Origin of the sequence: Cypionkella psychrotolerans, assembly GCF_001294535.1 — a bacterium.
GTDB classification, from domain to species: Bacteria; Pseudomonadota; Alphaproteobacteria; order Rhodobacterales; family Rhodobacteraceae; genus Cypionkella; species Cypionkella psychrotolerans.
Window position 1 is genome coordinate 73138 of record NZ_LGIC01000086.1, and the last position, 22811, is coordinate 95948.

The 22811-nt window shown below is 60.3% G+C and carries 23 protein-coding genes; 3 read left to right on the plus strand and 20 right to left on the minus strand.

All coding sequences use genetic code 11. From position 1 onward, the window contains the following. Positions 1-40 precede the first annotated feature (40 nt). The 5 genes from AKV04_RS20045 to mbfA all read right to left on the minus strand — a co-directional run bounded on the left by AKV04_RS20045 (position 41) and on the right by mbfA (position 3911). Positions 41-493: a YaiI/YqxD family protein gene (locus AKV04_RS20045; RefSeq protein WP_054008173.1), complete on the minus strand. Its 453-nt coding sequence runs from the start codon at positions 491-493 to the stop codon at positions 41-43. After that, the gene (locus AKV04_RS20050; RefSeq protein ID WP_054008174.1) at positions 490-969 is read right to left on the minus strand and encodes a CAP domain-containing protein; all 480 of its coding nucleotides are present in this window, start codon (positions 967-969) and stop codon (positions 490-492) included. The genes AKV04_RS20045 and AKV04_RS20050 overlap by 4 nt, the downstream gene beginning before the upstream one ends. Then, positions 962-1792, minus strand: a complete 831-nt coding sequence (gene fghA / locus AKV04_RS20055) for an S-formylglutathione hydrolase (protein ID WP_054008175.1) — start codon at positions 1790-1792, stop codon at positions 962-964. Before fghA ends, AKV04_RS20050 begins: the two co-directional genes overlap by 8 nt. Before the next feature lie 40 nt (positions 1793-1832). Then, positions 1833-2759, minus strand: coding sequence for an AEC family transporter (locus tag AKV04_RS20060; RefSeq protein ID WP_054008176.1), 927 nt, complete (start codon positions 2757-2759; stop codon positions 1833-1835). 174 nt (positions 2760-2933) lie between these two features. Then, a complete protein-coding gene (gene mbfA / locus AKV04_RS20065) occupies positions 2934-3911 on the minus strand; it encodes an iron exporter MbfA (protein ID WP_054008177.1) in 978 nt (325 codons plus the stop codon). 170 nt (positions 3912-4081) lie between these two features. Between mbfA and AKV04_RS26330 the strand changes: the two genes are divergently transcribed. Together AKV04_RS26330 and AKV04_RS20070 are read left to right on the plus strand one after the other, a co-directional pair. Continuing rightward, entirely contained in the window at positions 4082-4231 is a 150-nt protein-coding gene (locus tag AKV04_RS26330) for a hypothetical protein (protein ID WP_156317710.1), read from the plus strand. Between the two features lie 55 nt (positions 4232-4286). Then, positions 4287-4910, plus strand: a complete 624-nt coding sequence (locus AKV04_RS20070) for a TetR/AcrR family transcriptional regulator (RefSeq protein WP_054008178.1) — start codon at positions 4287-4289, stop codon at positions 4908-4910. On the opposite strand, the gene AKV04_RS20075 is transcribed toward AKV04_RS20070, so the two are convergent. The 15 genes from AKV04_RS20075 to AKV04_RS20145 form a co-directional block, all read right to left on the minus strand. Then, positions 4907-6145, minus strand: coding sequence for a bifunctional folylpolyglutamate synthase/dihydrofolate synthase (locus tag AKV04_RS20075; protein WP_054008506.1), 1239 nt, complete (start codon positions 6143-6145; stop codon positions 4907-4909). The two genes, AKV04_RS20070 and AKV04_RS20075, sit on opposite strands and share 4 nt — an antisense overlap. Positions 6146-6168: 23 nt before the next feature. Continuing rightward, positions 6169-7083 carry an acetyl-CoA carboxylase, carboxyltransferase subunit beta gene (accD, locus tag AKV04_RS20080; RefSeq protein WP_054008179.1) on the minus strand — a complete coding sequence of 305 codons (915 nt, stop codon included), beginning with the start codon at positions 7081-7083 and terminating at the stop codon, positions 6169-6171. 247 nt (positions 7084-7330) lie between these two features. Further along, entirely contained in the window at positions 7331-7978 is a 648-nt protein-coding gene (locus AKV04_RS20085) for an NYN domain-containing protein (RefSeq protein WP_054008180.1), read from the minus strand. 160 nt (positions 7979-8138) lie between these two features. Next, a complete protein-coding gene (locus AKV04_RS20090) occupies positions 8139-9446 on the minus strand; it encodes an AMP-binding protein (protein WP_054008181.1) in 1308 nt (435 codons plus the stop codon). Positions 9447-9614: 168 nt separating this feature from the next. After that, the gene (locus AKV04_RS20095; protein ID WP_054008507.1) at positions 9615-10643 is read right to left on the minus strand and encodes an LLM class flavin-dependent oxidoreductase; all 1029 of its coding nucleotides are present in this window, start codon (positions 10641-10643) and stop codon (positions 9615-9617) included. Positions 10644-10761: 118 nt separating this feature from the next. Then, complete coding sequence (locus AKV04_RS20100) at positions 10762-12201, minus strand: mannitol dehydrogenase family protein (protein ID WP_054008508.1); 1440 nt, start codon at positions 12199-12201, stop codon at positions 10762-10764. Positions 12202-12203: 2 nt separating this feature from the next. Then, positions 12204-12974 (minus strand): L-iditol 2-dehydrogenase, encoded by a 771-nt coding sequence (locus AKV04_RS20105; protein WP_054008182.1) that lies wholly within the window; start codon positions 12972-12974, stop codon positions 12204-12206. After that, complete coding sequence (locus AKV04_RS20110; RefSeq protein ID WP_054008183.1) at positions 12971-13972, minus strand: ABC transporter ATP-binding protein; 1002 nt, start codon at positions 13970-13972, stop codon at positions 12971-12973. Before AKV04_RS20110 ends, AKV04_RS20105 begins: the two co-directional genes overlap by 4 nt. 7 nt (positions 13973-13979) lie before the next feature. Next, positions 13980-14810 carry a carbohydrate ABC transporter permease gene (locus AKV04_RS20115; protein ID WP_054008184.1) on the minus strand — a complete coding sequence of 277 codons (831 nt, stop codon included), beginning with the start codon at positions 14808-14810 and terminating at the stop codon, positions 13980-13982. 9 nt (positions 14811-14819) lie between these two features. Beyond that, entirely contained in the window at positions 14820-15692 is an 873-nt protein-coding gene (locus AKV04_RS20120) for a carbohydrate ABC transporter permease (RefSeq protein ID WP_054008185.1), read from the minus strand. A gap of 149 nt (positions 15693-15841) precedes the next feature. After that, positions 15842-17152, minus strand: coding sequence for an ABC transporter substrate-binding protein (locus AKV04_RS20125; protein ID WP_054008186.1), 1311 nt, complete (start codon positions 17150-17152; stop codon positions 15842-15844). Positions 17153-17257: 105 nt separating this feature from the next. Further along, complete coding sequence (locus AKV04_RS20130) at positions 17258-18214, minus strand: sugar-binding transcriptional regulator (protein WP_054008187.1); 957 nt, start codon at positions 18212-18214, stop codon at positions 17258-17260. Next, positions 18211-18879: an HAD family hydrolase gene (locus tag AKV04_RS20135; protein WP_054008188.1), complete on the minus strand. Its 669-nt coding sequence runs from the start codon at positions 18877-18879 to the stop codon at positions 18211-18213. The genes AKV04_RS20130 and AKV04_RS20135 overlap by 4 nt, the downstream gene beginning before the upstream one ends. Continuing rightward, entirely contained in the window at positions 18879-19952 is a 1074-nt protein-coding gene (locus tag AKV04_RS20140; RefSeq protein ID WP_054008189.1) for a DmpA family aminopeptidase, read from the minus strand. The genes AKV04_RS20135 and AKV04_RS20140 overlap by 1 nt, the downstream gene beginning before the upstream one ends. 9 nt (positions 19953-19961) lie before the next feature. Then, positions 19962-21077, minus strand: coding sequence for a serine hydrolase domain-containing protein (locus AKV04_RS20145; RefSeq protein WP_054008509.1), 1116 nt, complete (start codon positions 21075-21077; stop codon positions 19962-19964). A 406-nt stretch (positions 21078-21483) separates the two neighbouring features. Between AKV04_RS20145 and urtA the strand changes: the two genes are divergently transcribed. Further along, positions 21484-22770, plus strand: coding sequence for an urea ABC transporter substrate-binding protein (gene urtA / locus AKV04_RS20150; RefSeq protein ID WP_054008190.1), 1287 nt, complete (start codon positions 21484-21486; stop codon positions 22768-22770). Positions 22771-22811: the final 41 nt, after the last annotated feature.

The window sequence follows — 22811 nt, forward strand, 5'->3', positions numbered from 1 at the left end:
TCACCGCGTCCCGGCGGGCAAATCTAGCCCAGAGGCGACATCAAAGCTTCGCTTGCCGCACAACCCGCTCTAAAACTTCCAGAAACCGCGAGCGATCCGCCTTGGAAAATGGCCGCCCGCCGCCTTGCCGAAACGGGTCCGCACTGCGCAGATCCTGCATCAGATCCCGCGTCGCCAGCACATTGCCGATATTGGCACCTGTCAATTCCTCGCCATTGTGCTTGACCACCTTCGCACCCGCCGCCACGCATTTCGCCGCCAGCGGAATATCCCCGGTCACCACCACATCGCCCGGCCCACAGGCCTCTGCGATCCACTTATCCGCCTCATCCGGCCCCGCCGCCACAAACACGCTTTCCACCAGCGGGTTCGCCGAAGGCCTGATCCCGCCATTAGACACCAGTATCATCCGCATGCCATGCCGCGTCGCCACCCGCTCCGCCTCGGCCTTCACCGGGCAGGCATCGGCGTCGATAAAAATCCGACCACTCATGGCCGCGCGAAAACCTCAACCCAATAGTATTTCATCGCGTATTTCTGCCCCTTCAGCGGTTTATCCTCCGGCTGATAGACCACCGCGATCCCGGTTTCGGTCAAAGCACAATCGAGGATATTCTTGCGATGCCCCGCACTGCCCAGCCAATCCTTCAAAATCCCCGCAGCCGAGGATTGCCCCGCGCCGATATTCTCGGCCACCTTGCTAAACCGGTAACCCTGCGCCTTGATCCGGCTGGAAAACTTCGCGCCATTCTTGCTGGCATGGCCGAAAAAATTCTGCTCTGCCATAGCCTGAGCATGGCCCTGCGCCGCAGCCACCAGCTTGGCATTCACCGTCAACGCAGAACAGCCCGCCCCGGCGCGCGCTTTATTCACTGCCGCCAACACCTGATCGTCCGCCGCGCCCGCCCAAACCGGCTGCGCCAACAAAGCCAGTAAAGCCGCCGCTTTCAACATGCCAAGTTTAAGCATTCAGTGCCCCCGCATGAAACGCCACATGTTCCTCCATGAAGGTGCTCACGAAGAAATAGCTGTGGTCGTAGCCTTTCTGCATCCGAAAACTGCCGCCCTGCCGCCGCTCGACCATAGCCCCCGCCAAAGCTTCGGGCTTCAACAAATCAAGAAACTGATCCGAGGTGCCTTGGTCAATCAAAATCGGCCCGTCAAAGCCGCGCTTTTTCATCAACAGTGTGGCGTCATGCGCCGCCCAAGTCGTCTCATCCGGCCCCAGATAGGCGCCAAACTGCTTGCGGCCCCAGTCGCTTTGCGTCGGATTGCAAATCGGCGCAAACGCCGAAACCGAGCGGAACCGCCCCGGAAAGCTCATCGCAATCGTCAACGCGCCATGGCCGCCCATCGAATGCCCGGTGATCGACTGCGCGGCTTCGGCAATCGGAAACGCCTTGAACAGCTCACGCGGCAGCTCTTCCGTCACATAATCCCACATGCGGAAATTCTTGTCCCACGGGCTTTGCGTCGCGTTGACATAGAACCCCGCGCCCTGCCCCAGATCATAGGCCGCATCGTTTGGCACATCTTCGCCGCGCGGCGAGGTATCCGGGAACACCAGTGCAATCCCGACCTCAGCCGCCCAACGCTGCGCACCCGCCTTCACCATCGCGTTTTCATGCGTGCAGGTCAGCCCGGACAGATACCACAACACCGGCACCAGCCCTTCTTCGGCCTCGACCGGCAGGAACAGCCCGAAGGTCATCTCGGTGCCCGTCACCGCCGACACATGGCTGTAAACCCCCTGCACGCCGCCATAAGCCCGGTTTTCAGAAATGGTTTTCATAATGCCCCCTTAAGCCTTTTGCTTTTTAGCCCGTCAGATTTCAGCCCGTCACAAATGCAATCACTGCCGTCACGGTCAGCACCGAAGCGGCGGTCGAGATCAGGATAGCGGTCGAGACCCGTTGCGGCGCCACCCCGAAATGCTGCGCCAGAATAAAGACATTCCCCGCCACAGGCAAAGACGCCGCCGCCACCATCACCCCTGCCGCATACCGCTCCACCGGGAAAATCACCAGTGCCGCCAGCGCCACCGCCGCCGGATGCAGCACCAATTTGGCAAAACTCAGCCAAGCCGCAACCTCCAGCCGTTCCGCACTGCGCCCTGCAAGGCTGGCGCCAATCGCAAACAGTGCGCAAGGCGTCGCCGCCGCCCCCAGCATGGTCATGAATTCATTCACCGGCACGGGCAGCGCCCATCCGGTCGCCCCCCAAGCCATGCCCAACACCACCGAGACGATCATTGGGTTTTTCAGCACGCCCAAGCCCAGCACCCGGAAGATGCCCCAAGACATCCGGCCTTCGCGCAGCCCCGTCACCACCAGCGTCAACACCGAGGTAAACACCAGCAGATCGACCGCCAGCACCAGCAAAACCGGCCCCACCGCCGCCGGACCCAGCAGCAGCGTCAGCATCGGAATCCCCAGAAAGCCGACATTGCCGATAATACCCGTGTGCGCCTCAAACACCGCGACTTCGGGCTTCGCCCCGCGCAGCAGCGCCACCCCGGCCACGATGGACCAGACCAAAGCCGAGGCGAGGAAATACGCCCAGACAAACGCCCAAGAGAACACATCGCTCAGGTCCAGATTGGCGGCAAAGCCAAACAGCATCGCCGACAGCGCGAAGTAGAACACGAATTTCGTCAGATACGCCGTGGCCTCAGCGCTGAAAAACCGCCCCCGCCCCGCGCCATAGCCAAGGCCAATCACCGCAAAGAACGGCAGAGTTTTCAGCAAGATCGCCAGCATGGGGTCAGAGTTTCACGCCGCGCTGGCAGATACAAGGCCAAGGGGTTTCGGGCAAGATTTTTGCAGGGGTCAAGCCCAGCACTCGCCGCGAGAAACCCTAATAGTGCGTTAACGACACCAAGCTAACACATTGATATTGCTTAAATGGATAACCTGTCCACGCGTGGACACCCCTCAACCACCACCAATCAACACCCCCGCCGCGAACACCAAAGCCCCCCCCAGCACCACCTGAAGGGCGGCCCTTAGGAACGGAGTCTCCATAAACTTGTTCTGAATCCAAGCAATCGCCCACAATTCCACAAACACCACCACCATCGCGATGCTGGTCGCGGTCCAGAAATCCGGGATCAGATAGGGCAGCGCGTGCCCAAGTCCGCCCAAAGCCGTCATCACCCCCGAGGCCAACCCGCGTTTGTAAGGTGAGCCACGCCCCGACAGCACCCCATCATCATGCGCGGCCTCGGTGAACCCCATCGAGATCCCCGCCCCCACGCTGGCCGCCAACCCCACCAGAAACGTTGTCCAAGTATTCTGGGTCGCAAACGCCGTCGCAAAGATCGGCGCCAAGGTGGACACCGAACCATCCATCAGCCCCGCCAACCCCGGCTGCACCCAAGTCAGAATAAACTGCCGCCGCGCCACTTTATCCTCACCGTCGCGCACCTCCGGCCCCAGCAGATCAGCCTCCAACCCCTCAGCGTGCTGCGCGTGCCCCGCCTCTGCCGCCGCGAGATCGCCCAACAATTTCCGCGTCGCCGCATCCTTAGTCCGCGCCGCCGCCCGCTGGTAAAACTCCGCGGCACCATGTTCCATCGCGCGGGCCTCATCGCGTATCCGCTCCAGCCCCAGATTCTCGGTCAGCCAAACCGGACGCCGCGCATAGAACCCCGCCACATGCTCGCGCCGCAACAGCGGAATAACCGTGCCAAAGCGGCTGACATGCAGGTCTATCAGCATCTGCCGATGCCCGTCTTCCTCGACAGCCATTTCATCAAACACCGCCGCCGAAGCCGGATATTCCGCCCGCAACCCTTGGGCATAGGTCCGATAAATCCGCGCATCATCCTCCTCGGACGAAATCGCCAGCGCCAACACCTCTTGTTCGGTCAGATCGGCAAAACGCCTGCGGTTAGAAATGTTGAAACCCATGTCAGACTCATCTCGACTTAGTTTGGAATGATTCTAAATAAGCGCGCGCCGTAGAGGTTGACAAGCCCAAATCACAATCTGAACCGTCAAGTTCAGATTTCACTTGCCAAACTGAACGAATCAGTTCATTTTCACTTCTGAACCGATGAGTTCAGATAAAGGATGCCGTTATGAAACCCTTCGCCACCGCTCTGCTGCTCACCCTGGCCGCCGCCAGCCAAGCTTCGGCCTTCTCAATGAGCGTCAATCTCCCCGACCTGACCTTCCCGCCGACCACCACCACCGTCTCGGCGCAAAATGCTGCGCAGCCCGGCAAGTGACCAACCGCTTGCCCGTCCCCCCGCCGCCGCTATAGACTGTGGTAAGGGGGACAGCATGGGTGCCAAGCCACAACTAATCGTTAAGGGTCGCAAGTTCGATCAGGTGCTGGAAGGCGCGCGCATTGTGTTCATGCGTGACGGCTTTGAACGCGCCTCGGTCGATGACATCGCGCGCGAGGCCGGGGTGTCGAAAGCCACGCTTTACGCCTATTTCCCCGACAAACGCCTGCTTTTCTTGGAAATCGCCAGCACCGAATGTCGCCGTCAGGCCGATGATGCTGAATCTCATATTGATCCGAACGCGCCCGTCGCCGATGTCTTGCGGTTGGCCGCGCAAAAGATCACGGCCTTCATGCTGTCTGATTTCGGCCAGCGCATCTACCGTATCGCCGTGGCGGAATCAGAAAATTTCCCGGCCGTGGCGCATCAATTCTACCACTCTGGCCCGAAACTGGTGCAAGACCGCATCGCCGAAATCCTGCGCTGCGCCACCGAACGGGGCGAGTTGATCATCGAAGACATCCCCTTCGCCGCCGCGCAATTCGCGCAGCTGTGCAAAGTAGATATCCAAGATCGGATGATTTTCACGCCAATGCCCTGCTGCACCGCCGCCGACGCCACCCGCGTGATCGAGGGGGCTGTGTCGATGTTCATGGCGCGCTACGGCGCAAAACCCTAGCCGTTCTCGCGCAAAATCCCGCCCGCCAGATATAAAGACCCGCAGATCAGCACCCGAGCGCCCGGCGACACCGCCGCAATCGCGGCCAAAGCCTCGGCCACCGAGCCCGCCACTCCGGCATCCATCCCGACACTCAAGGCCGCATCCCGCGTCACTTCGGCGGGCAAAGTATTCTTCTCACCCGGAATAGACACCGCATGCAACCGCGTCACATGCGGCACCAGCGGTTCCATATAGCCGCGCACATCCTTGGTGTTCAGCATGCCGCAGATCAGATGCGTTTCCCGCGCAGGCATCCGCGCCAAGGTCGCTGCCACCGCCGCTCCGCCCGCCGGATTATGCCCACCGTCCAGCCACAACTCGACACCCGGAGCACTCTCGACCAAAGGCCCCACCCGCAACCGTTGCATCCGCGCGGGCCAATAGGCTTTCGTCACCGCGGCCTCACAAGCCGCCTGATCCTTGCCCAAAGCCCGCAGCGCCGCAATCGCGGCTCCGGCGTTTTGGATTTGAAACGACCCCGGCAGATTCGGCAACGGCAGGTCCAACAACCCGTTTTCATCCTGATAGACCAGCCGCCCGCGTTCTTCCCAAACGCTCCATTGCTGTCCAAACGCCAGCACCGGGCACCCCAACCGCGCCGCGCGGGCTTCAATCACCGCCATGCCGGCGTCCTCTTGCGGCCCCACCACACAAGGCACGCCGCGCTTCAAAATCCCGGCCTTTTCCCCGGCAATCTCGGCCAAAGTCTCACCCAGATACTGCTGATGGTCGATCGACACCGGAGTGATCACCGTCAGCACAGGCTTTGCCACCACGTTCGTGGCATCCAGACGCCCGCCCAAGCCGACCTCCAACAAGGTATAATCCGCCCTCACCCGGCTGAACGCCAGAAACGCCGCGCAGGTGGTGATCTCAAAAAATGTGATCTCGTCGGGTCCGTTGGCAACCACACATTCATCCAGCAACGCCGTCAGTGCATCCTCAGAAATCAACTCGCCAGCCAGCCTGATCCGCTCGTGAAACCGCGCCAGATGTGGCGAGGTATAGGCATGCACCTGTGACCCGCCCGCCTCCAGCCCCGCCCGAATCATCGCTTGGGTCGAGCCCTTGCCATTGGTCCCGGCGATATGGATCACCGGAGGCACCGAGCGTTCGGGATTGCCCAAAGCCGCCAACAACCGCTCCACCCGGTCCATCACAAGGTCGATCACCTTGGGATGCAGCGTCATCATCCGCTCAAGAACGGCGTCAGAACTCACGCTTTAACCTCAGCCGACTCAAGAATATCGCCCGGTGGCGGCAAATCGCCCTTCACCGCAGGGGACTGGTTCATCAGCATCCGCAGGATCGTGACCAATTCCTCGCGCAGCGCTTTGCGGTGCGTCACCCGGTCTAACATCCCGTGATCCAACAGATACTCGGCGCGCTGAAAACCCTCAGGCAGCTTCTCGCGAATGGTTTGCTCAATCACCCTAGGCCCGGCAAAACAGATCAGCGCGTTCGGCTCGGCAATCTGCACATCGCCCAGCATGGCATAAGACGCCGTAACACCGCCGGTGGTTGGATGCGTCAAAACCACCACATAGGGCAGCCCGGCCTCTTTCAGCATCTGCACCGCTACCGTCGTGCGCGGCATCTGCATCAAGGACAAAATCCCTTCCTGCATCCGGGCGCCGCCCGCTGCCGAAAACATCACCAACGGCCGCTTGGTCGCCACCGCCCGCTGCGCCGCCGCAATGATGGCGTTGCCGACATACATGCCCATCGACCCGGCCATAAAGCTGAAATCCTGCGCCACGGCGATGATCGGCGTGCGGCCAACTTCGCCTTCGGCCACCAGCATCGCCTCACGCTCGCCCGTCACCTTTTGCGCCGCTTTCAAGCGATCCGGGTATTTCTTCTGATCGCGAAAATGCAGCGGGTCCACCACGGGTTCCGGCACTTTCACTTCGACGAACACGCCGACATCAAACAGCCCGATAAACCGATCGCGCGGAGAAATCGCCATATGGTGATCGCAAGAGGTGCAGACGTTCAAATTCGCCGCCAGTTCGCGGTGAAACAGCATCGTCCCGCATTCCGGGCATTTCGTCCAAAGATTCTCGGGCACCTCGCGGCGCGAAAACAACGAGTTGATCTTCGGGCGGACGTAGTTTGAAATCCAGTTCATCGCCTGTCCTGCGGTAACATCGGTCTATCGTCAGATAGTCCGGGGGGGCCGGAAATGCAATCACTGCCACGCCCTCGCTGGCATCCGCCCGCCGCTGCGACCCGCCACGGCTCCGCCTTACCACTTCATCTTGGCGGAAATACTCCCGCCGGAGGCCTCCCCGTTGCAGCCCGCGCACCCAATTGCAGCCGCTTCATCGTTGCCGCAGCGTAGGGTGGGTGCAACCCACCGCCCGCATCCAACCCGCTCACGCCATATCCAGCCAAACCTGTCCATCACGGTAGCCGCCCACGATCACATGGCCGGGTTTGGCCACTTCGGGATGCGTCTCGGCCCAATCGCGAAACCGATCATTGCTGACAATCCGCGCGCCCAATTCGCGGGCCGAGGCCAAAATCACCGGATCGGCGGGCGTGCCCTTGGCCACCACCATCACCCGATCATCTGGCAACCCCAGCAGCTTGCCGAAAGCATGGTCGTGTTTATACTTGCCCATCAGCTTGTGGCCCGCATTGGCATCAAACACCACGCCGGGCGCATAGCCCGCCGCTGTCAGCATATCCACCACCGCCCGCACCGATTCGATCTGCGGCACATTATCCTTCCAATGCATAACGTTAGAGCCATCGACCACGACATATTTCGGCGATGACTGCTTGCGCGCAAACACGCCGCGCCGGGGTGGGCCGGTAAGCTCAGACACCTGTCGGTGGATGGAATGGGCTGCGCGCCCACGATCCGCCGCCCCGCGCGCAAGCCCTGCCCGCAGCAACAGCCAAGCACTGGCCAGCAGCATCGGCCCCGCCAGCATCCCCAAATCCTGCCAACCCGGCAGCGCAACCGCTAGGGCAAGCCCGATCCCCGAGGCCAAACAGAGCAAAAGCGGCACGAACATCACATACTCCCACAGACCATTTCGGCACAGGCACTTACGGGGATTCATCCCGCCAAACCCCAGTAAACTGCCAAATCCTTAAAGAATCCTTAAATCCAGAATCCTATCCCATTGATTTCAAACATCTAAAAAAGGTCCCGAGTTGGGACCCTTGCCAGCCTCACACCTTAGGCCGAAGATCAACGATCCGCACCGCCTTGCCCTCGCTGCGCGGCACAGAGCCCGGCAGGCCAGCCGCGATCTCAATATTGATCCCCCACATCTGCCGGATCCGCTTGTGCAGGCCAGCCCCCAACCGCGCCAATTCCGCCGCATCCGCAGCCACCACGGCCTCGACCAGCACCCGCATCGAATCCAGCCGACCATCCCGGCGCAGCTCGATCTGGAAATGCGGCGCAAGTCCCGGATGCGCCACCACCTGCTCTTCAATCTGGCTGGGAAACACGTTCACCCCGCGCAGGATCATCATGTCATCGCTGCGCCCGCGAATCCGCTCCAACCGCCGCATCGACCGCGCCGTGCCGGGCAGAATCCGGGTCAAATCGCGCGTCCGATAGCGCACAACCGGCATCGCCTCTTTGGTCAGCGAGGTCAAAACCAGCTCGCCATATTCCCCGTCTGCCAGCAAAGCACCTGTGTCAGCATCAATAATCTCGGCGAGGAAATGATCTTCCCACAGCGTCAACCCGTCCTTGGTTTCCACACATTCAGCCGCCACACCCGGCCCGATCACCTCGGACAGCCCGTAGTTGTCCAGCGCGTGCATATCGAACGCCGTCTCTATCTCGGCCCGCATCGCGTTGGTCCACGGCTCGCCGCCAAAAATCCCCACCCGCAGCGGACTTTTGCGCGGATCGCGGCCCTGCGCGCGGTATTCATCCAAGATCGACAACATGTAAGACGGCGTCGAGCAGATCGTGGTCGCGCCAAAATCCTCAATCAGATTGACCTGCCGATGCGTCATGCCACCCGAGACCGGAACCACCGTGCAGCCCATTTTTTCGGCGCCGTAGTGAAAGCCCAAGCCACCGGTAAACAGCCCGTAGCCGAAAGAAATATGCACCACCTCGCCGGGCCGCGTGCCACAAGCCCGCATCGTGCGCCGCATCAGATGCGCCCAAGTGTCGATGTCTTTCGCGGTATAGCCCACCACCGTTGGCTTTCCCGTGGTGCCCGATGAAGCGTGCAGCCGCACCACTTTTTCGCGCGGCACCGCGAACAATCCAAACGGATAATTGGCGCGCAGATCGGCTTTGGTGGTGAAGGGAAACCGCGAAATATCGCTCAGATGACGTAAATCATCGGGATGCACACCTGCGGCTTTGAAGGCGGCGTTGATATGCGGCACGTTGTGATAGGCATGCGCCAGCGACCATTTCAGACGGCTGAGTTGTAGCGCCTCAATCTCATCGCGCGAGGCGATTTCAATGGGTTCAAGGGTCAGCCGGTCCGGCGATATATCCAGCATGCGGTCTCCTCGCCGGAGCGGCGACTAAGCTTAGAGTTGTGCGATCTTGCGCGCAAATCTGGGCATTGTCATGGCGAGATCAGAATGAAGGGCGGCGATAAGCAGGCAAAAGTTGCGACGGGGGCGACCCGCCGCAGCTTTTGCTCAAGGATTCATCACTTCGCGGTGTTAGGCTGCCAGCAGATCATGCACCATCGGAATCACCTTCTCGCCGTAAAGCTGGATACAGCTGATCAGCTGATCATGCGGCTGCGGCCCGGTCGCATATTTCATGTCAAACCGCTGGATTTTCAGATCGCGGATCGTCGCCGCGATCTTCTTGGCCACGGTTTCCGGCGAGCCGACATAGAGCGAGCCGTGGTGAACTTCCTCCAAGAACCGCTCTTTGGTCGTCGGTGGCCAGCCACGTTCGCGGCCCAGACGGCCAAACATGGTTTGGTAATGCGGCCAAAGCGCCTCTTGCGCGGCCTCATCGGTTTCCGCGACAAACCCCGGCGAATGGATGCCGATCGGGCGCACAGTCTTGCCCAACTGGTCCACCGCGCGATGATAGAGGTCGATATAGGGCAGGAACCGCCGGGGATCGCCGCCGATGATCGCCAGCATCAGTTGTAAATCCTGCCGCACCACCCGCACCACCGATTCCGGGCTGCCACCAACGCCGACCCAAGTGGTCAGTTGCTTCGGGCCAACCGGAGGATAAACGATCTGGTTTTTCAACGCCGTGCGGGTTTCCCCTTGCCACGTCAGGCTAGGCTCTCGCACCAGTTTGGCGAAAATATCCAGCTTTTCCTCGAATAGCAGTTCGTAGTCGTCCATCGCATAGCCGAACAACGGATAGCTTTCTGTGAAGCTGCCACGCCCCAAGATCACCTCGGCGCGCCCGTTCGAAATCGCGTTCAGGGTGGAAAACCGCTGGAACACCCGGATCGGGTCATCCGACGACAGCACCGTCACGGCAGTTCCCAAGTGGATCTTGCTGGTGCGTCCGGCAATCGCCGCTAAGATCACCTCGGGCGAGGAAATCGCGAAATCCGGGCGGTGATGTTCGCCCAAGCCAATGAAATGCGCCCCCACCTGATCGGCAACCACGGCTTGTTCGACCACATCGCGGATCACCTGATCCATCGGTTTCTGTGCCCCCGTGGCGTCGATGGTCACGTCGCCAAAGGTATCAAGGCCAAGTTCAATCGTCATATCTGTCTCCCAGAGCGGTGCGGGATGATCCTGCACGGCCATGCTGTTGAGCCAGAGATAGGCGCAGCCGCACGTATGGGGAAGTCCGCGCGGCTGCACATCAGCTGTTCGATAGGGATCAGCCGATGTAAGCGCGCAGCGCCGCTTCCGTACTTTCGTCGCGCACGCGGGCGAGTTGGGTGGCAAAGGCCACTTGGAAGATCGGGTTGTCGGCCAGATCGCCATAGATCGTGCGTTGATCCAGCCAAGCCTGCGGGTTGCTTTGGGCGGCTTTGGCGGTGACTTGCAAAGCCTCCCAATTCGGATCGTTCGGCGGGATGTAGGTGCCTTTGTCCGAAGTGCCGGTGCAGTAACGGCACCAAAGCGCTGAGACGAGGGCCAAGCCATCACAAGATTGCCCCGCTGCCAAGCGATCACGCAACGGTGGCACGATAAACTTCGGCTGGCGGTTGGAACCGTCAAGGCAAAGACGGCGCTCGGTATCAGCAACTTCGGGGTTCGAGAACCGCTCGACGATCTTGGCGTAGTAATCCACAAGATTGGTGTTTGGGACCGGGGCGACGGTGGGGATGATCTCGGTGGTTTCCAGTTTATTCAGGAAGCCGAGGATCAGCGGATGCGCCATCGCCTCATGCACATACTCAATATCCAGCAGACCGCCGGGATAGGCAATGGTGGCGTGGCCGCCGTTCAGGATACGGATTTTCATCGCCTCATAGGTGTGCACGTTATTGGAAAGCGTGACGCCGACCTTTTCCAAGGGCGGACGACCAGCAGGGAAATTATCCTCCAGCACCCATTGGCGGAAGGGTTCGCAGGTGACGGGAACCGGATCATCGCCAAGGCCAAAAGCGGCGGCCATAGCGCGCTCGCGCGGGCCTGTAGCGGGGGTGATCCGGTCAACCATGCCGTTCGGAAAGGCGACATTGGCCTTGATCCAATCGGCCAAAGCGGGGTCGGACAGACGCGCAAGGCCCACGACGGCGGCTTCGGTAACATGACCGTTACCGGGCAGGTTATCGCAGGACATTACGGTAAACGGCACAATACCAGCGGCGCGGCGGGCTTTCAGCGCTGCAATGATCGCGCCAAAAGCAGTACGGTGTGGGTTGGCGGCATCTGCGGCGATTTCCGGCGCTTTCGGGTCAAATTCCCCCGTCGCGGGGTCGATAAAATAGCCACCTTCGGTGACGGTCAGGCTGACAATGCGGATTTCCGGCTTCGCCATTGCGGCAATCAACGCGGCATTATCCGGCTGCACTTCGATAAAGCCGATCATCGCCCCGATCCGGCGGGCGGATTTTCCTTTCGGGTCCAACTCGATGATCGACGACAGACAATCCTGCGCCAACATCGCCTCGCGCATCCGCGCATCACCCTCGCGCACGCCCGCGCCAAGGATCGCCCAATCGTGCGCCAATCCCATCGCGAACAGATCATCCAAGTAAACCGCCATATGCGCGCGGTGGAAGTTGCCCAGACCGATATGCACAATACCGGGGTTCAGCTTACTGCGATCATAGGCAGGCATTTTCGCGGTTTGTGAACTGTCATTCATGTTCATGCCATCCAGTTGCCGCCGTCAACGCCGAAGCATTGCGCGACGATGTATTCGGCCTCGGGCGTGGCGAGGAAAATCGCCATTCCAGTCAGGTCCGCTGCAGTGCCCATCCGCCCAAAAGGCACAGCCGCCCCAACTTCGCGCTTTTTCTGGCCCGGCTGTTTATTTTCATATTTGGCAAAGAACGCATCGACGCCATCCCAATGCTCGCCATCCACCACACCCGGCGCAATCGCGTTGACGTTGATCTTATGTTCGATCAACCCCAAGCCAGCGCTTTGCGTCAGGCTGATCACCGCCGCCTTGGTGGCACAGTAAACCGCCACCAACCCCTCGCCCCGACGTCCCGCCTGAGACGCCATGTTGATGATTTTACCGCCTTTTCCGCGCGCAATCATATGCTTGGTCGCAGCCTGCATACAAAACAACGTGCCCGATACATTCACTGCGAACAAACGGTCATAATCGGCGCGGGTGATTTCGGCAATCGGCGCGGCAGTGAACAAAGCTGCGTTGTTCACCAGAATATCAAGCCCACCCATCTGCTCAATCGCAGAAGCAAACCCCGCGTCAATCGAGGCCTGCGAGGTCACATCCAACTGCACCCCAATCGCCTTCGGCCCCAGCGCAGCGGCAGCTTTCGCAACCGCCTCGGCGTTGATATCGGCCAAGGCAACCGTGGCTCCCTCGGCGATATAGGCGCGCGCGAACTCCAGCCCAATGCCACGGGCCGACCCGGTGATAAGGGCGGTTTTTCCAGTCAGCCTCATGCGATTGCCTTTCCATCCGCGCCAAAGCGATGCACCTTGCCGTCCTGCGGTGAGAGATAAACCGTGTCACCGTGGCGCAGGTTAACATCGCCACCCGCCCGCACGGTCATCGAGCCATGGCCTTCGACATTGACATGCAGGAAGGTATCCGAGCCCAGCAGTTCCGCCACCGAAACAACTCCCTTCCATTTGCCTGCACTAGTCGAGATATCCATATGCTCGGGACGCACGCCAATCGTCGTGGCTCCCATCGCCTGCGCATCCGCGCCGGTCAAAAGGTTCATCCGGGGCGAGCCGATAAAGCCGGCGACGAACACATTGGCCGGGTGATTGTACAGATCCAACGGCGAGCCAACCTGCTCGATATTCCCCGCCTGCAGCACCACAATCTTGTCGGCCATGGTCATGGCTTCGACCTGATCATGCGTCACATAGATCATCGTGGTTTTCAGCGTATGGTGCAGTTCGGTGATCTCCAACCGCATATTGCCACGCAACGCCGCATCCAAGTTCGACAACGGCTCATCAAACAGGAACGCTGCGGGTTCACGCACAATCGCGCGGCCGATGGCGACACGCTGGCGCTGACCGCCGGAAAGCTGGCCCGGCTTCCGCTCCATATAACTGGTCAGGTTCAGCACCTTGGCGGCGGCGTCGGCCTTTTTGGTCGCCGCTTCAATATCCATCCCGGCCATTTTCAGCGGGAACATGATGTTTTTGCGCACCGTCATATGCGGATACAAGGCATAAGACTGGAACACCATCGCCAAGCCACGCTTGGCAGGGGGCAGTGCCGTGGCATCCTTGCCATCAATCTCTATGGTGCCAGATGAGGTATCCTCCAGCCCCGCGATCAGCCGCAGCAGAGTGGATTTGCCGCAGCCCGAAGGGCCGACGAACACTACGAACTCACCATTCTCAATCGTCAGATCGACGGAAGGAATGACATGCACGTCGCCAAAGGATTTGCGCACCGATTTTAGAACGATCTTACCCATGATTTCCTCACTTCACCGCGCCGAAGGTCAGGCCGCGGACCAATTGTTTCTGGCTGAACCAGCCCATGATCAGGATTGGAGCGATGGCCATGGTCGAGGCCGCCGAAAGTTTTGCGTAGAACAGACCCTCGGGAGCCGAGAAGCTGGCGATAAACTGCGTCAGTGGTGCCGCATCCGAAGTGGTCAGTTGCAGCGACCAGAACGCTTCATTCCACGACAGGATGACGTTGAGCAGCAGCGTCGAGGCGATACCGGGCAGCGCCATTGGGGTCAGCACATGGATGATTTCCGAGGTCAGGCTTGCGCCATCCATCCGCGCCGCCTCAAGGATTTCACCGGGGATTTCCTTGAAGTAGGTGTACAGCATCCAGATCACAATCGGCAGGTTGATCAGGGTTCCGATGGCGACCAACCCGGTGCGGGTGTCCAAGAGGCCCGTCACCTTGAAGCCCAGATACATCGGGATCAACACGCCAACTGCTGGCATCATCTTCGTCGACAGCATCCACATCAGCAGATCTTTGGTCTTTTTGCCGGGAACAAAGGCCATCGACCAAGCCGCAGGGATGCCGATGATCAGCGCCAGAACCGTGGAGCCGACCGAGATCACCACCGAGTTCATAAAGAACTTACCGTAGCTGTTCTGGGTCTGCACCGCCTGATAGGCTTCGGTTGTCCAAGGCGAGGCCAACATCGCGAACGGCGATTTGATCGCGTCGCCCTCGGTGTGGAAACTCATCAGGAAGATCCACAGGATCGGGAAGAAGATCAGAAAACCAACCAGCCATGCCCCGATGGTAACGATCACTTTGCTATTGGTTGTTGTGCTGCGTGCCATGATTTTTCCTCACGCGTCCAGGTTCTTGCCAATCATTCGCATCGCGAAGAAGGCAACGATATTGGCCAGAATGACCGCGATAATGCCGCCTGCAGAGCCAGCGCCGACGTCGTATTTGACCAGCGACTGGATGTAGACGAGGTAGGAAATCGTCGTGGTCGCCGTGCCCGGACCGCCGCTGGTGGTGACGAAAATCTCGGCAAACACCGCAAGCAGGAAGATGGTTTGGATCAGGATCACCACCGTCACAGCGCGGGTCAGATGCGGCACGGTCAGGTAGAAAAACCGGCTCAGCACGCTTGCGCCATCCATCTCAGCGGCCTCTTGCTGCTCGCCATCCAAGGATTGCAACGAGGTCAGCAGGATCAGCGTCGCAAACGGCAGCCACTGCCAGGCCACGATGCCGATGATCGAGAGCAGCGGGGCTTGGGACAAGAAATCAAACGGCTGCAGCCCCAACCCTTTGGCGATATGGGCAAACATGCCATTCACCGGGTTCATGAACATGTTTTTCCAGACCAGCGCCGACACGGTGGGCATCACGAAGAACGGCGCGATCACCAAAACCCGCACAATGCCTTGGCCCCAGAATGGCATGTTCATCAGCAGCGCCAGCAGGATGCCGCCCACCACAGTGATGAACAAAACCCCCAGCACGATGGCCAGTGTATGCAGGATCGAGGCCAGGAAGGTGCGGTCGGTCAGGAAGTAGTAATAATTGTCAAATCCGGCCCAAGTTGATGGTTTCGGCACCAGCAATTTATAGTCCAGAAAGCTGAAGTAGATCGTGGTGACAAGCGGCACGATCATCCACAGAAACAACAGCACGACCGACGGCGCGACCATGAAGCGTGCGGCAATACGCGAATGCTGGGTGGCCATGTTGAACCTCCTCCGTTGCAAATTTTGGGAAAGGGCGCGGTCGTCTTGAAGCGACTTGTGCGTCAGGTGCGGCTGGCTGCTTGCAAGCAGAGCCTAGCGCGGAAAAGCGGGGCCACCCTTGGGAGATGCAGCCCCGCCCTCGTCGCTGGTTACTTGATGTAACCGGCTTTGGTCATTTCCGTCGTGGTCAACTCTTGAGCCGCAGCCAAGGCGTCAGCCGCCGTGGTGGTGCCTGCAAGCGCTGCCGAGAACTGCTGGCCGACTTCGGTCGCAATGCCCGCAAACTCCGGGATAGCGACGAATTGCACGCCAACATAAGGCACCGGATCGACGGTCGGATGGGTCGGGTCAGCCGAGTTGATGCTGTCCAACGTCATCTTGGCGAATGGCACCTTTTGGTATTCCGCATTCGCATAAAGCGAGGTGCGGGTTCCCGGAGGCACGTTGGCCCAGCCTTCTTTCGAGGCTACCAGTTCGGTGTATTCCTTCGAGGTCGCCCAAGCCACAAAGGCCTTGGCGGCATCGACTTTCGCCGAACCAGCCGGAATGGCCAAAGACCAAGCCCACAGCCAGTTGCCGCGCTTGCCCAGACCATTATCAGGTGCCAAAGCGAAGCCCATTTTGTCCGCAACGGTGCTGTCTTTACCGGTTACAAACGATGCCGCAACGGTGGCGTCGATCCACATGCCGCAATGACCTTGCTGGGTCAGCGCGAGGTTTTCGTTAAAGCCGTTGTTGGATGCACCGGGCGGGCCGTAATCGTTCATCAGGTGCAGATAGAAGGCCAAGGTATCAGCCCAAGGCTTTTGGTCGAACTGCGGCTTCCAATCCATATCGAACCACTTGGCGCCGAACGAATTCGACATTGCAGTCAGGAAAGCCATGTTCTCACCCCAGCCGGCTTTGCCACGCAGACAAATGCCATACTGCTCTTTCGACTTGTCGGTCATCGCTGCGGCCGCTTTGTCGATATCAGCCCAAGTTGGCGCATCCGGCATAGTCAGGCCAGCGGCTTCCATCAGGTCTTTGCGATACATCACCATCGAAGATTCGCCGTAGAACGGTGCGGCGTAAAGCTCGCCATCCACCGTCAGACCGCCAGCGATTGCGGGCAGCAGGTCGGCTTTGTCCCAAGCTTCCGGCAGATCGTTCAAGCTGACCAGCCAGCCCGATTTGCCCCAGATCGGAACTTCATAGGTGCCGATGGTCAACACGTCGAACTGACCGCCTTTGGTGGCGATGTCGGTGGTGACTTTCTGGCGCAGGACGTTTTCTTCCAGCGTGACCCACTCGACTTTGATGTCGGGGTTCTTGGCGTAGAAATCGTCCATCAGCCCTTGCATACGGATCATGTCGCCGTTGTTCACGGTGGCGACAGTGATCGTGGTTTCGGCCGATGCAAGACCCGCAAGGGTAAGCAGAGCCGTCGCGCCAAGCAGCGCGCGAAGCGTCATGTTCATTGGTATCCTCCCAGATCAGCGATTGAGCATTTCATCGCTTACTGAGTAAATGCTCACAGAAAGGTGTAATCCGTCAAGCCCCATTTTCCGCCGCATCTGCAAAGATTATAGGCGGTTTAGCAACGCCCGCGCGGTCGGCTCATCTGTAACCAAGCCGTTGATAATGCGGGACTTCAATGCTCCCGCAATCGCCGGAACCTTCGATGCACCCGCAGCAATTCCGATGGATGGCCTATCCAACCCAGGCGCGACTCGAACTCCACCTGTGCGTGTATTGGTGCCGACATCAAGGTAAACACCCTTTGAGTCGAACACCCAACCGGCGACTTCCCCCACCGCCCCCGCCGCCTGCATCTCGTCCAGCTCGGCGCGCGTGACGAATCCATCCTTGAGCAGCGGCGCGTCATTGCTCATCTGGCCGACGCCGACAAAAACCACATCCGCCGCTTGCGCCAGATCGACCACCTTTTTCACCGGACCCAAAGCATGAAACGCCGCGTTTTCCTGCGGCGTCGGGCTGATAACCGGCACCAGCATTGGGTAGTGCGGCGCGCGCACCTTGTCCGAAATCCGCATCACCACGTCGAAGAACGACGCCGATCCATCCGGCGCGATATTGCCGATCAGCGACACCAGACGGTGCTGGTCGGCATCCATCGGCGAGACCGCATCGACCATGCCGCGCATCGCCCGCCCGGTGCCCAGACCGATCACCGAGGGCGCTGCCATCCGCAAAAATCGCTCCAACTCCGCCGCCGCCGCTGGCCCGATCGCCCGCACCCCGTCGGCCCCCGGCCCAAGACTGGGCGCCACCCGGCAGCGCAGCAGACCGAAGCGCCGGGTCAGCTCGGCCTCCAGATCCAAGCACGCCCCAATCGGATGGTTCAGCCGTACATTGATCAAGCCTTCGGCCATCGCCCGGCTGACCAGACGTTGCGCGCGCTGGCGCGAAACCCCCAACTCGGTCGCGATCTGGTCCTGCGTCAACCCGCCGACATAATACAGCCAGCCCGCGCGGGCAGCTTCATCGTTCAGCGTCGGTTCTGGTTCGGTCCGGCTCATGTTCGCCCCTTCAATTCCGGCGCAATGTCGTAGAACGCGGCGAAGGATGCAAACCTGTTGTGTGGGCGCGCATCCTCAGGCTCGTCCAAGGCGCGATCCTTCAGATGACTGCCCCCCGTAAACCGCCACACCACCATACCCGCCGCCAGCCCTGCGCGAATACCCGTCAAACTGTCCTCAATCACCAAACAGCGCGCCGGGTCCGCCGCCATCGCGCGCGCCGCATAAAGGAACAAATCCGGCGCAGGTTTGCCCCGCGCCACCAGCGTCGAGGTGAACAGCTTTGGCCCCGCCAAATGCCCCAACCCCACCATGTTCAACGACCGCGCCGCCCGCATCGGGCTGGACGAGGTCGCGATGCAATAGGGTACGCCCATCTCCGCAATCACCTCCGCCACCCCCGGCATGACCTTCAGATCCCGCTCAAACCGCTCTAACAGGCGCGCGCGATACTCTTCCTCGAAGTCCGGCGGCAGCGTCAGATTGAACTGCTCGCGGATGGTGTTCATCACAGTCGGATAACTGCGCCCCAGAAAATGCCGCGCCACGTAGGCCAGATCAATCTGCACGCCGCGTTCGGCCAGCGCGTCGATCAGCATCTGCGCCGAGATGATCTCGCTATCAATCAGCACCCCGTCGCAGTCAAAGATCACCAGATCAAACATCAGAACAGCGCAGCCAATCTTGTTGTGTCGATACCCGGCACAATGTGGCCCTTGGGCTTAAACGTCGCCACATCCTCGCCCGCGACAATGGCATTGACCACCGCCTCCTCCACCGCTTGCACCGCCGCCATATACAGCGGATCAATCGCCTCGCCGTTCACTTCCATCTTGCTCAGCACCGTCCCCGCCCGCTGCGGCATCGGCCCCGGATTGGCCACCGACAAGGCAAGAAAAATATCGCCCGAAGAATTGCCGCCCGGCGTACCACCGCGCCCGATCCCCAAAGCCGCGCGCTTCGCCACTTGCCGCAGCGACAGCCCTGATAGTGGCGCATCGGTGATAAGCACCACGATGATCGAGCCCATTTCCTTCTGCGGCAAGCCCCGGTCAAACACCCCTTCCGGTATCAACTGGCCCACCATCCGCCCCAACACCTGAAAATCCGACCTGCGCCCGTGATTGGCCTGCACCAGACAGCCCATCGTGTAGCCCTGCCCGCCAATCTCAACCACGCGTGAGGCTGTCCCCGTCCCCGCCTTGAACTGATAGGCAATCATGCCATTGCCACCGCCTACCGAGCCTTCGTGCACAGCGCCGCCCTTCGCCGCCCACAGCGCCGCCACCGCATGATCAGGCGTGACACGCAGCGCATTGATATCGTTCAACACCCCGTCATAAGTCTCGGCCACCACGGGCATCGCCCAGCCGTGATCCTGCGCAAAAAACTCCGCATAATGCTCAATCATCCACTGCGTCACCCCATGATGCACCGCCCCCACGCCATGGGTGTTGGTGATACAGACCGGGCCAATCATATACCCCGCATCGTCAATCCAATGCGTGCCAGTCATCTCACCATTGCCATTCAGCGCATAATGCCCGGCCCAAATCGGCACTGGCACGCCCTTGTCGGCGCGGGGACGAATGGCCGTCACCCCCGTCCGCATGTTCAGCGCCGGGTCGGTCAGAGTGGTAAACCCCACCGTCACCCCCGCAACATCGGTGATCGCATTCAGCGGGCCAGTGGTGCCCGCAAACGGCAGGCCAAGAGCGCGGGCGCGGGGTTTTTGCATGGCAACCTCTCAGTTCAGCCCATCAAGCACGCGGTAAACACATTCGACAAGCACCTTGCGGCGCGGATCAATCTCATCATCAAAGCCCAGCATGTGGTTGGTAGTGTAACCCATGCCAAACCCCGCCGCCGGATCAGCAAAACCAAAGCAGCCGCCCCAGCCCGAATGGCCAAAACTCCCCGACCGTGCGCCCTGCTGCATCAGCCCAAAGCCCGCGCCATAGGCCACTTCGCCACCATGCGCCGCATCCACACCCTGAAACCGCACCTGTGTTGCCTCCGCCAAACCCTGCGCCGACAGCAACTTGGACGCGCCCGACACCAAATCCCCATAGATCAGCGCCAAAGCCTTCGCCGTCGCCTGCCCATTCGCCCCCGGAATCTCCGCCGCCCGCCAAGCCCGCGTGTTCGGCTCGGTCGGGCGGATCGTCGGATTGATCCATGCGTTCGGATGCGCACTGGCCAGCACCTCCGCGATGCCATCCGTCACCCCCGGCCCTTCGATCACCTCCGCCACCCGAGCCTCCTCCGCCTCGGGCAACCCAACAAACATATCCGCCCCCAATGGCCCCGCAATCTGCGACGCCAAAAACGCCCCAAACCCCTGCCCCGAAACCCGCCGCAAAGGCTCCGCCACCAGCACCCCCAACGAGATCGCATGATACACCGACCGACTGCGCGGCGACCACAGCGGTGGCATCGCCGCCAGAGCCTCTGCATAAGGCTCGCCCGCATACAGCCCCGCCAGATCCATCGGCACCGAAAGCCCGTCCAAGCCGCCCTGATGCGACAACGCCTCGCCCACGGTAATATCGCCCTTGCCGCCCGCCGCAAATTCCGGCCAGTGCCGCGCCATCGGATCGTCATAGGACACCAAGCCACGATCCACCAACATCGCCATCGCGACCGCCGCAATGCCCTTGGTGCAAGACCACACATTCACCAACGTATCCTGCTGCCAATCCCGCGTGCCTGCCGCATCGGCCGACCCACCCCACAACTCGGCCACCACCTCGCCCCGATGCACCACCGCGACCGAGCCGCCATGCTGACCCAGCGCAAAACAATCCTCAAACGCCGCGCGCAACGGCGCAAATTCTGCTGTGGTAAATCCGTGAACCGTCATCGCCATCCCCTCTGCCCATTTTCCCGCAGCATAGGCAGACCGCAGCCGCCGTCCACCCCGCCCCACGGCACCAAATGTCGGTTTCCTTCAGCTTTGCGTCGGAGATCGCCGCCGATTCCACAAAACCCTGCCCATTTTCTGCGCCGCAGCATCGCGTGACGCCCATAAATCAGGCATCTGCCCAGCCGATCCGCTTTTGTAGGCGGCTTCCCGCGCAAGACCGTTGCCGCATAAGCCCCCCCGGCCTTTGCTGCAAAAGCTTGGGTCTGCTCAAGCAAAGGGTGTGCGGCAGCGATTGGTTTTGGACGGCCTCGCCACCGCACGTTTGCAACAAACGCTGCCCTCTTAGTATGGACGTTCTTCCCTTGAATGGAAGCGCCAGAGCGGGCCCAACAGGGGACATAATATGAAACTCACCAGACGCGCGCTATTAGCTTCCGGCATTGCCTCGCTTGCCCTGCCGCGCATTGCCTTCGCTGCCGGCGAAACCATCAAGATCGGCGTGCTGCATTCGCTGTCGGGCACGATGGCGATTTCGGAAACCACCCTCAAAGACACCATGCTGATGCTGATCGAGGCGCAGAACGCCAAGGGCGGCCTTTTGGGCAAACAACTCGAAGCCGTCGTGGTCGATCCCGCCTCCGACTGGCCGCTGTTTGCAGAAAAAGCCCGCGAATTGCTGACCGTGTCGAAAGTCGATGTGATGTTCGGCTGCTGGACTTCCGTGTCGCGCAAATCCGTGCTGCCAGTGATCGAAGAACTCAACGGCCTGCTGTTCTACCCGGTGCAGTATGAGGGCGAGGAATCCTCGAAAAACGTGTTCTACACAGGGGCCGCGCCGAACCAGCAAGCGATCCCGGCGGTGGATTACTACCTTGAAGAGCTCGGCGTCAAAAAATTCGCCCTGCTTGGCACCGACTACGTCTACCCGCGCACCACCAACAACATTCTTGAGGCTTACCTGATCTCGAAAGGCATCGCCAAAGAGGATATCTTCGTCAACTACACCCCGTTCGGCCATTCCGATTGGTCGAAAATCGTCGGTGACGTGGTGGCTTTGGGTGCCGATGGCAAAAAAGTCGGCGTGATTTCCACCATCAACGGCGACGCCAACATCGGCTTCTACAAAGAACTCGCCGCCGCTGGTGTGACCGCCGACAAACTCCCGGTCTGCGCCTTTTCGGTCGGCGAAGAAGAACTCGCGGGCCTGGATACTTCCAACCTCGTCGGCCACCTCGCCGCGTGGAACTACTTCATGTCCGCCGATACCCCGGAAAACAAAGCCTTTATCGAGCAGTGGCACGCCTATATCAAAGACGACAAACGCCCGACCAATGACCCGATGGAAGCCCACTATATCGGCTTCAACATGTGGGTAAACGCGGTCACTGCCGCTGGCACCACCGACGTGGATGCCGTGTCCGATGCGATGATCGGTCAGAAATTCCCCAACCTGACCGGAACCGTGGCCGAGATGCTGCCGAACCACCACCTGACCAAACCCGTGCTGATCGGCGAGATTCGCGCCGATGGCCAGTTCGACATTATCTCCCAAACCGAGCCAGTTCCGGGCGACGCATGGACCGATTTCCTGCCGGAATCGGCGGTGCTGGAAGCCGATTGGAAAGACCTGAAATGCGGCATGTATAACAAAGAAACCAAAACCTGCGTGCAGTTGAAGTCGAACTACTAAGAAGCGCGGAGGGGCCACCCGGCCCCTCCCCTCCTCCCAGC

What these genes read in the sequence shown, in the direction of transcription:
- AKV04_RS20045 (WP_054008173.1), bottom strand. Translation starts at nt 493, where the DNA reads ATGAGTGGTCGGATTTTTATCGACGCCGATGCCTGCCCGGTGAAGGCC.
- AKV04_RS20050 (WP_054008174.1), bottom strand. Translation starts at nt 969, where the DNA reads ATGCTTAAACTTGGCATGTTGAAAGCGGCGGCTTTACTGGCTTTGTTG.
- fghA (WP_054008175.1), bottom strand. Translation starts at nt 1,792, where the DNA reads ATGAAAACCATTTCTGAAAACCGGGCTTATGGCGGCGTGCAGGGGGTT.
- AKV04_RS20060 (WP_054008176.1), bottom strand. Translation starts at nt 2,759, where the DNA reads ATGCTGGCGATCTTGCTGAAAACTCTGCCGTTCTTTGCGGTGATTGGC.
- mbfA (WP_054008177.1), bottom strand. Translation starts at nt 3,911, where the DNA reads ATGGGTTTCAACATTTCTAACCGCAGGCGTTTTGCCGATCTGACCGAA.
- AKV04_RS26330 (WP_156317710.1), top strand. Translation starts at nt 4,082, where the DNA reads ATGAAACCCTTCGCCACCGCTCTGCTGCTCACCCTGGCCGCCGCCAGC.
- AKV04_RS20070 (WP_054008178.1), top strand. Translation starts at nt 4,287, where the DNA reads ATGGGTGCCAAGCCACAACTAATCGTTAAGGGTCGCAAGTTCGATCAG.
- AKV04_RS20075 (WP_054008506.1), bottom strand. Translation starts at nt 6,145, where the DNA reads ATGATGACGCTGCATCCCAAGGTGATCGACCTTGTGATGGACCGGGTG.
- accD (WP_054008179.1), bottom strand. Translation starts at nt 7,083, where the DNA reads ATGAACTGGATTTCAAACTACGTCCGCCCGAAGATCAACTCGTTGTTT.
- AKV04_RS20085 (WP_054008180.1), bottom strand. Translation starts at nt 7,978, where the DNA reads ATGTTCGTGCCGCTTTTGCTCTGTTTGGCCTCGGGGATCGGGCTTGCC.
- AKV04_RS20090 (WP_054008181.1), bottom strand. Translation starts at nt 9,446, where the DNA reads ATGCTGGATATATCGCCGGACCGGCTGACCCTTGAACCCATTGAAATC.
- AKV04_RS20095 (WP_054008507.1), bottom strand. Translation starts at nt 10,643, where the DNA reads ATGACGATTGAACTTGGCCTTGATACCTTTGGCGACGTGACCATCGAC.
- AKV04_RS20100 (WP_054008508.1), bottom strand. Translation starts at nt 12,201, where the DNA reads ATGAATGACAGTTCACAAACCGCGAAAATGCCTGCCTATGATCGCAGT.
- AKV04_RS20105 (WP_054008182.1), bottom strand. Translation starts at nt 12,974, where the DNA reads ATGAGGCTGACTGGAAAAACCGCCCTTATCACCGGGTCGGCCCGTGGC.
- AKV04_RS20110 (WP_054008183.1), bottom strand. Translation starts at nt 13,972, where the DNA reads ATGGGTAAGATCGTTCTAAAATCGGTGCGCAAATCCTTTGGCGACGTG.
- AKV04_RS20115 (WP_054008184.1), bottom strand. Translation starts at nt 14,810, where the DNA reads ATGGCACGCAGCACAACAACCAATAGCAAAGTGATCGTTACCATCGGG.
- AKV04_RS20120 (WP_054008185.1), bottom strand. Translation starts at nt 15,692, where the DNA reads ATGGCCACCCAGCATTCGCGTATTGCCGCACGCTTCATGGTCGCGCCG.
- AKV04_RS20125 (WP_054008186.1), bottom strand. Translation starts at nt 17,152, where the DNA reads ATGAACATGACGCTTCGCGCGCTGCTTGGCGCGACGGCTCTGCTTACC.
- AKV04_RS20130 (WP_054008187.1), bottom strand. Translation starts at nt 18,214, where the DNA reads ATGAGCCGGACCGAACCAGAACCGACGCTGAACGATGAAGCTGCCCGC.
- AKV04_RS20135 (WP_054008188.1), bottom strand. Translation starts at nt 18,879, where the DNA reads ATGTTTGATCTGGTGATCTTTGACTGCGACGGGGTGCTGATTGATAGC.
- AKV04_RS20140 (WP_054008189.1), bottom strand. Translation starts at nt 19,952, where the DNA reads ATGCAAAAACCCCGCGCCCGCGCTCTTGGCCTGCCGTTTGCGGGCACC.
- AKV04_RS20145 (WP_054008509.1), bottom strand. Translation starts at nt 21,077, where the DNA reads ATGACGGTTCACGGATTTACCACAGCAGAATTTGCGCCGTTGCGCGCG.
- urtA (WP_054008190.1), top strand. Translation starts at nt 21,484, where the DNA reads ATGAAACTCACCAGACGCGCGCTATTAGCTTCCGGCATTGCCTCGCTT.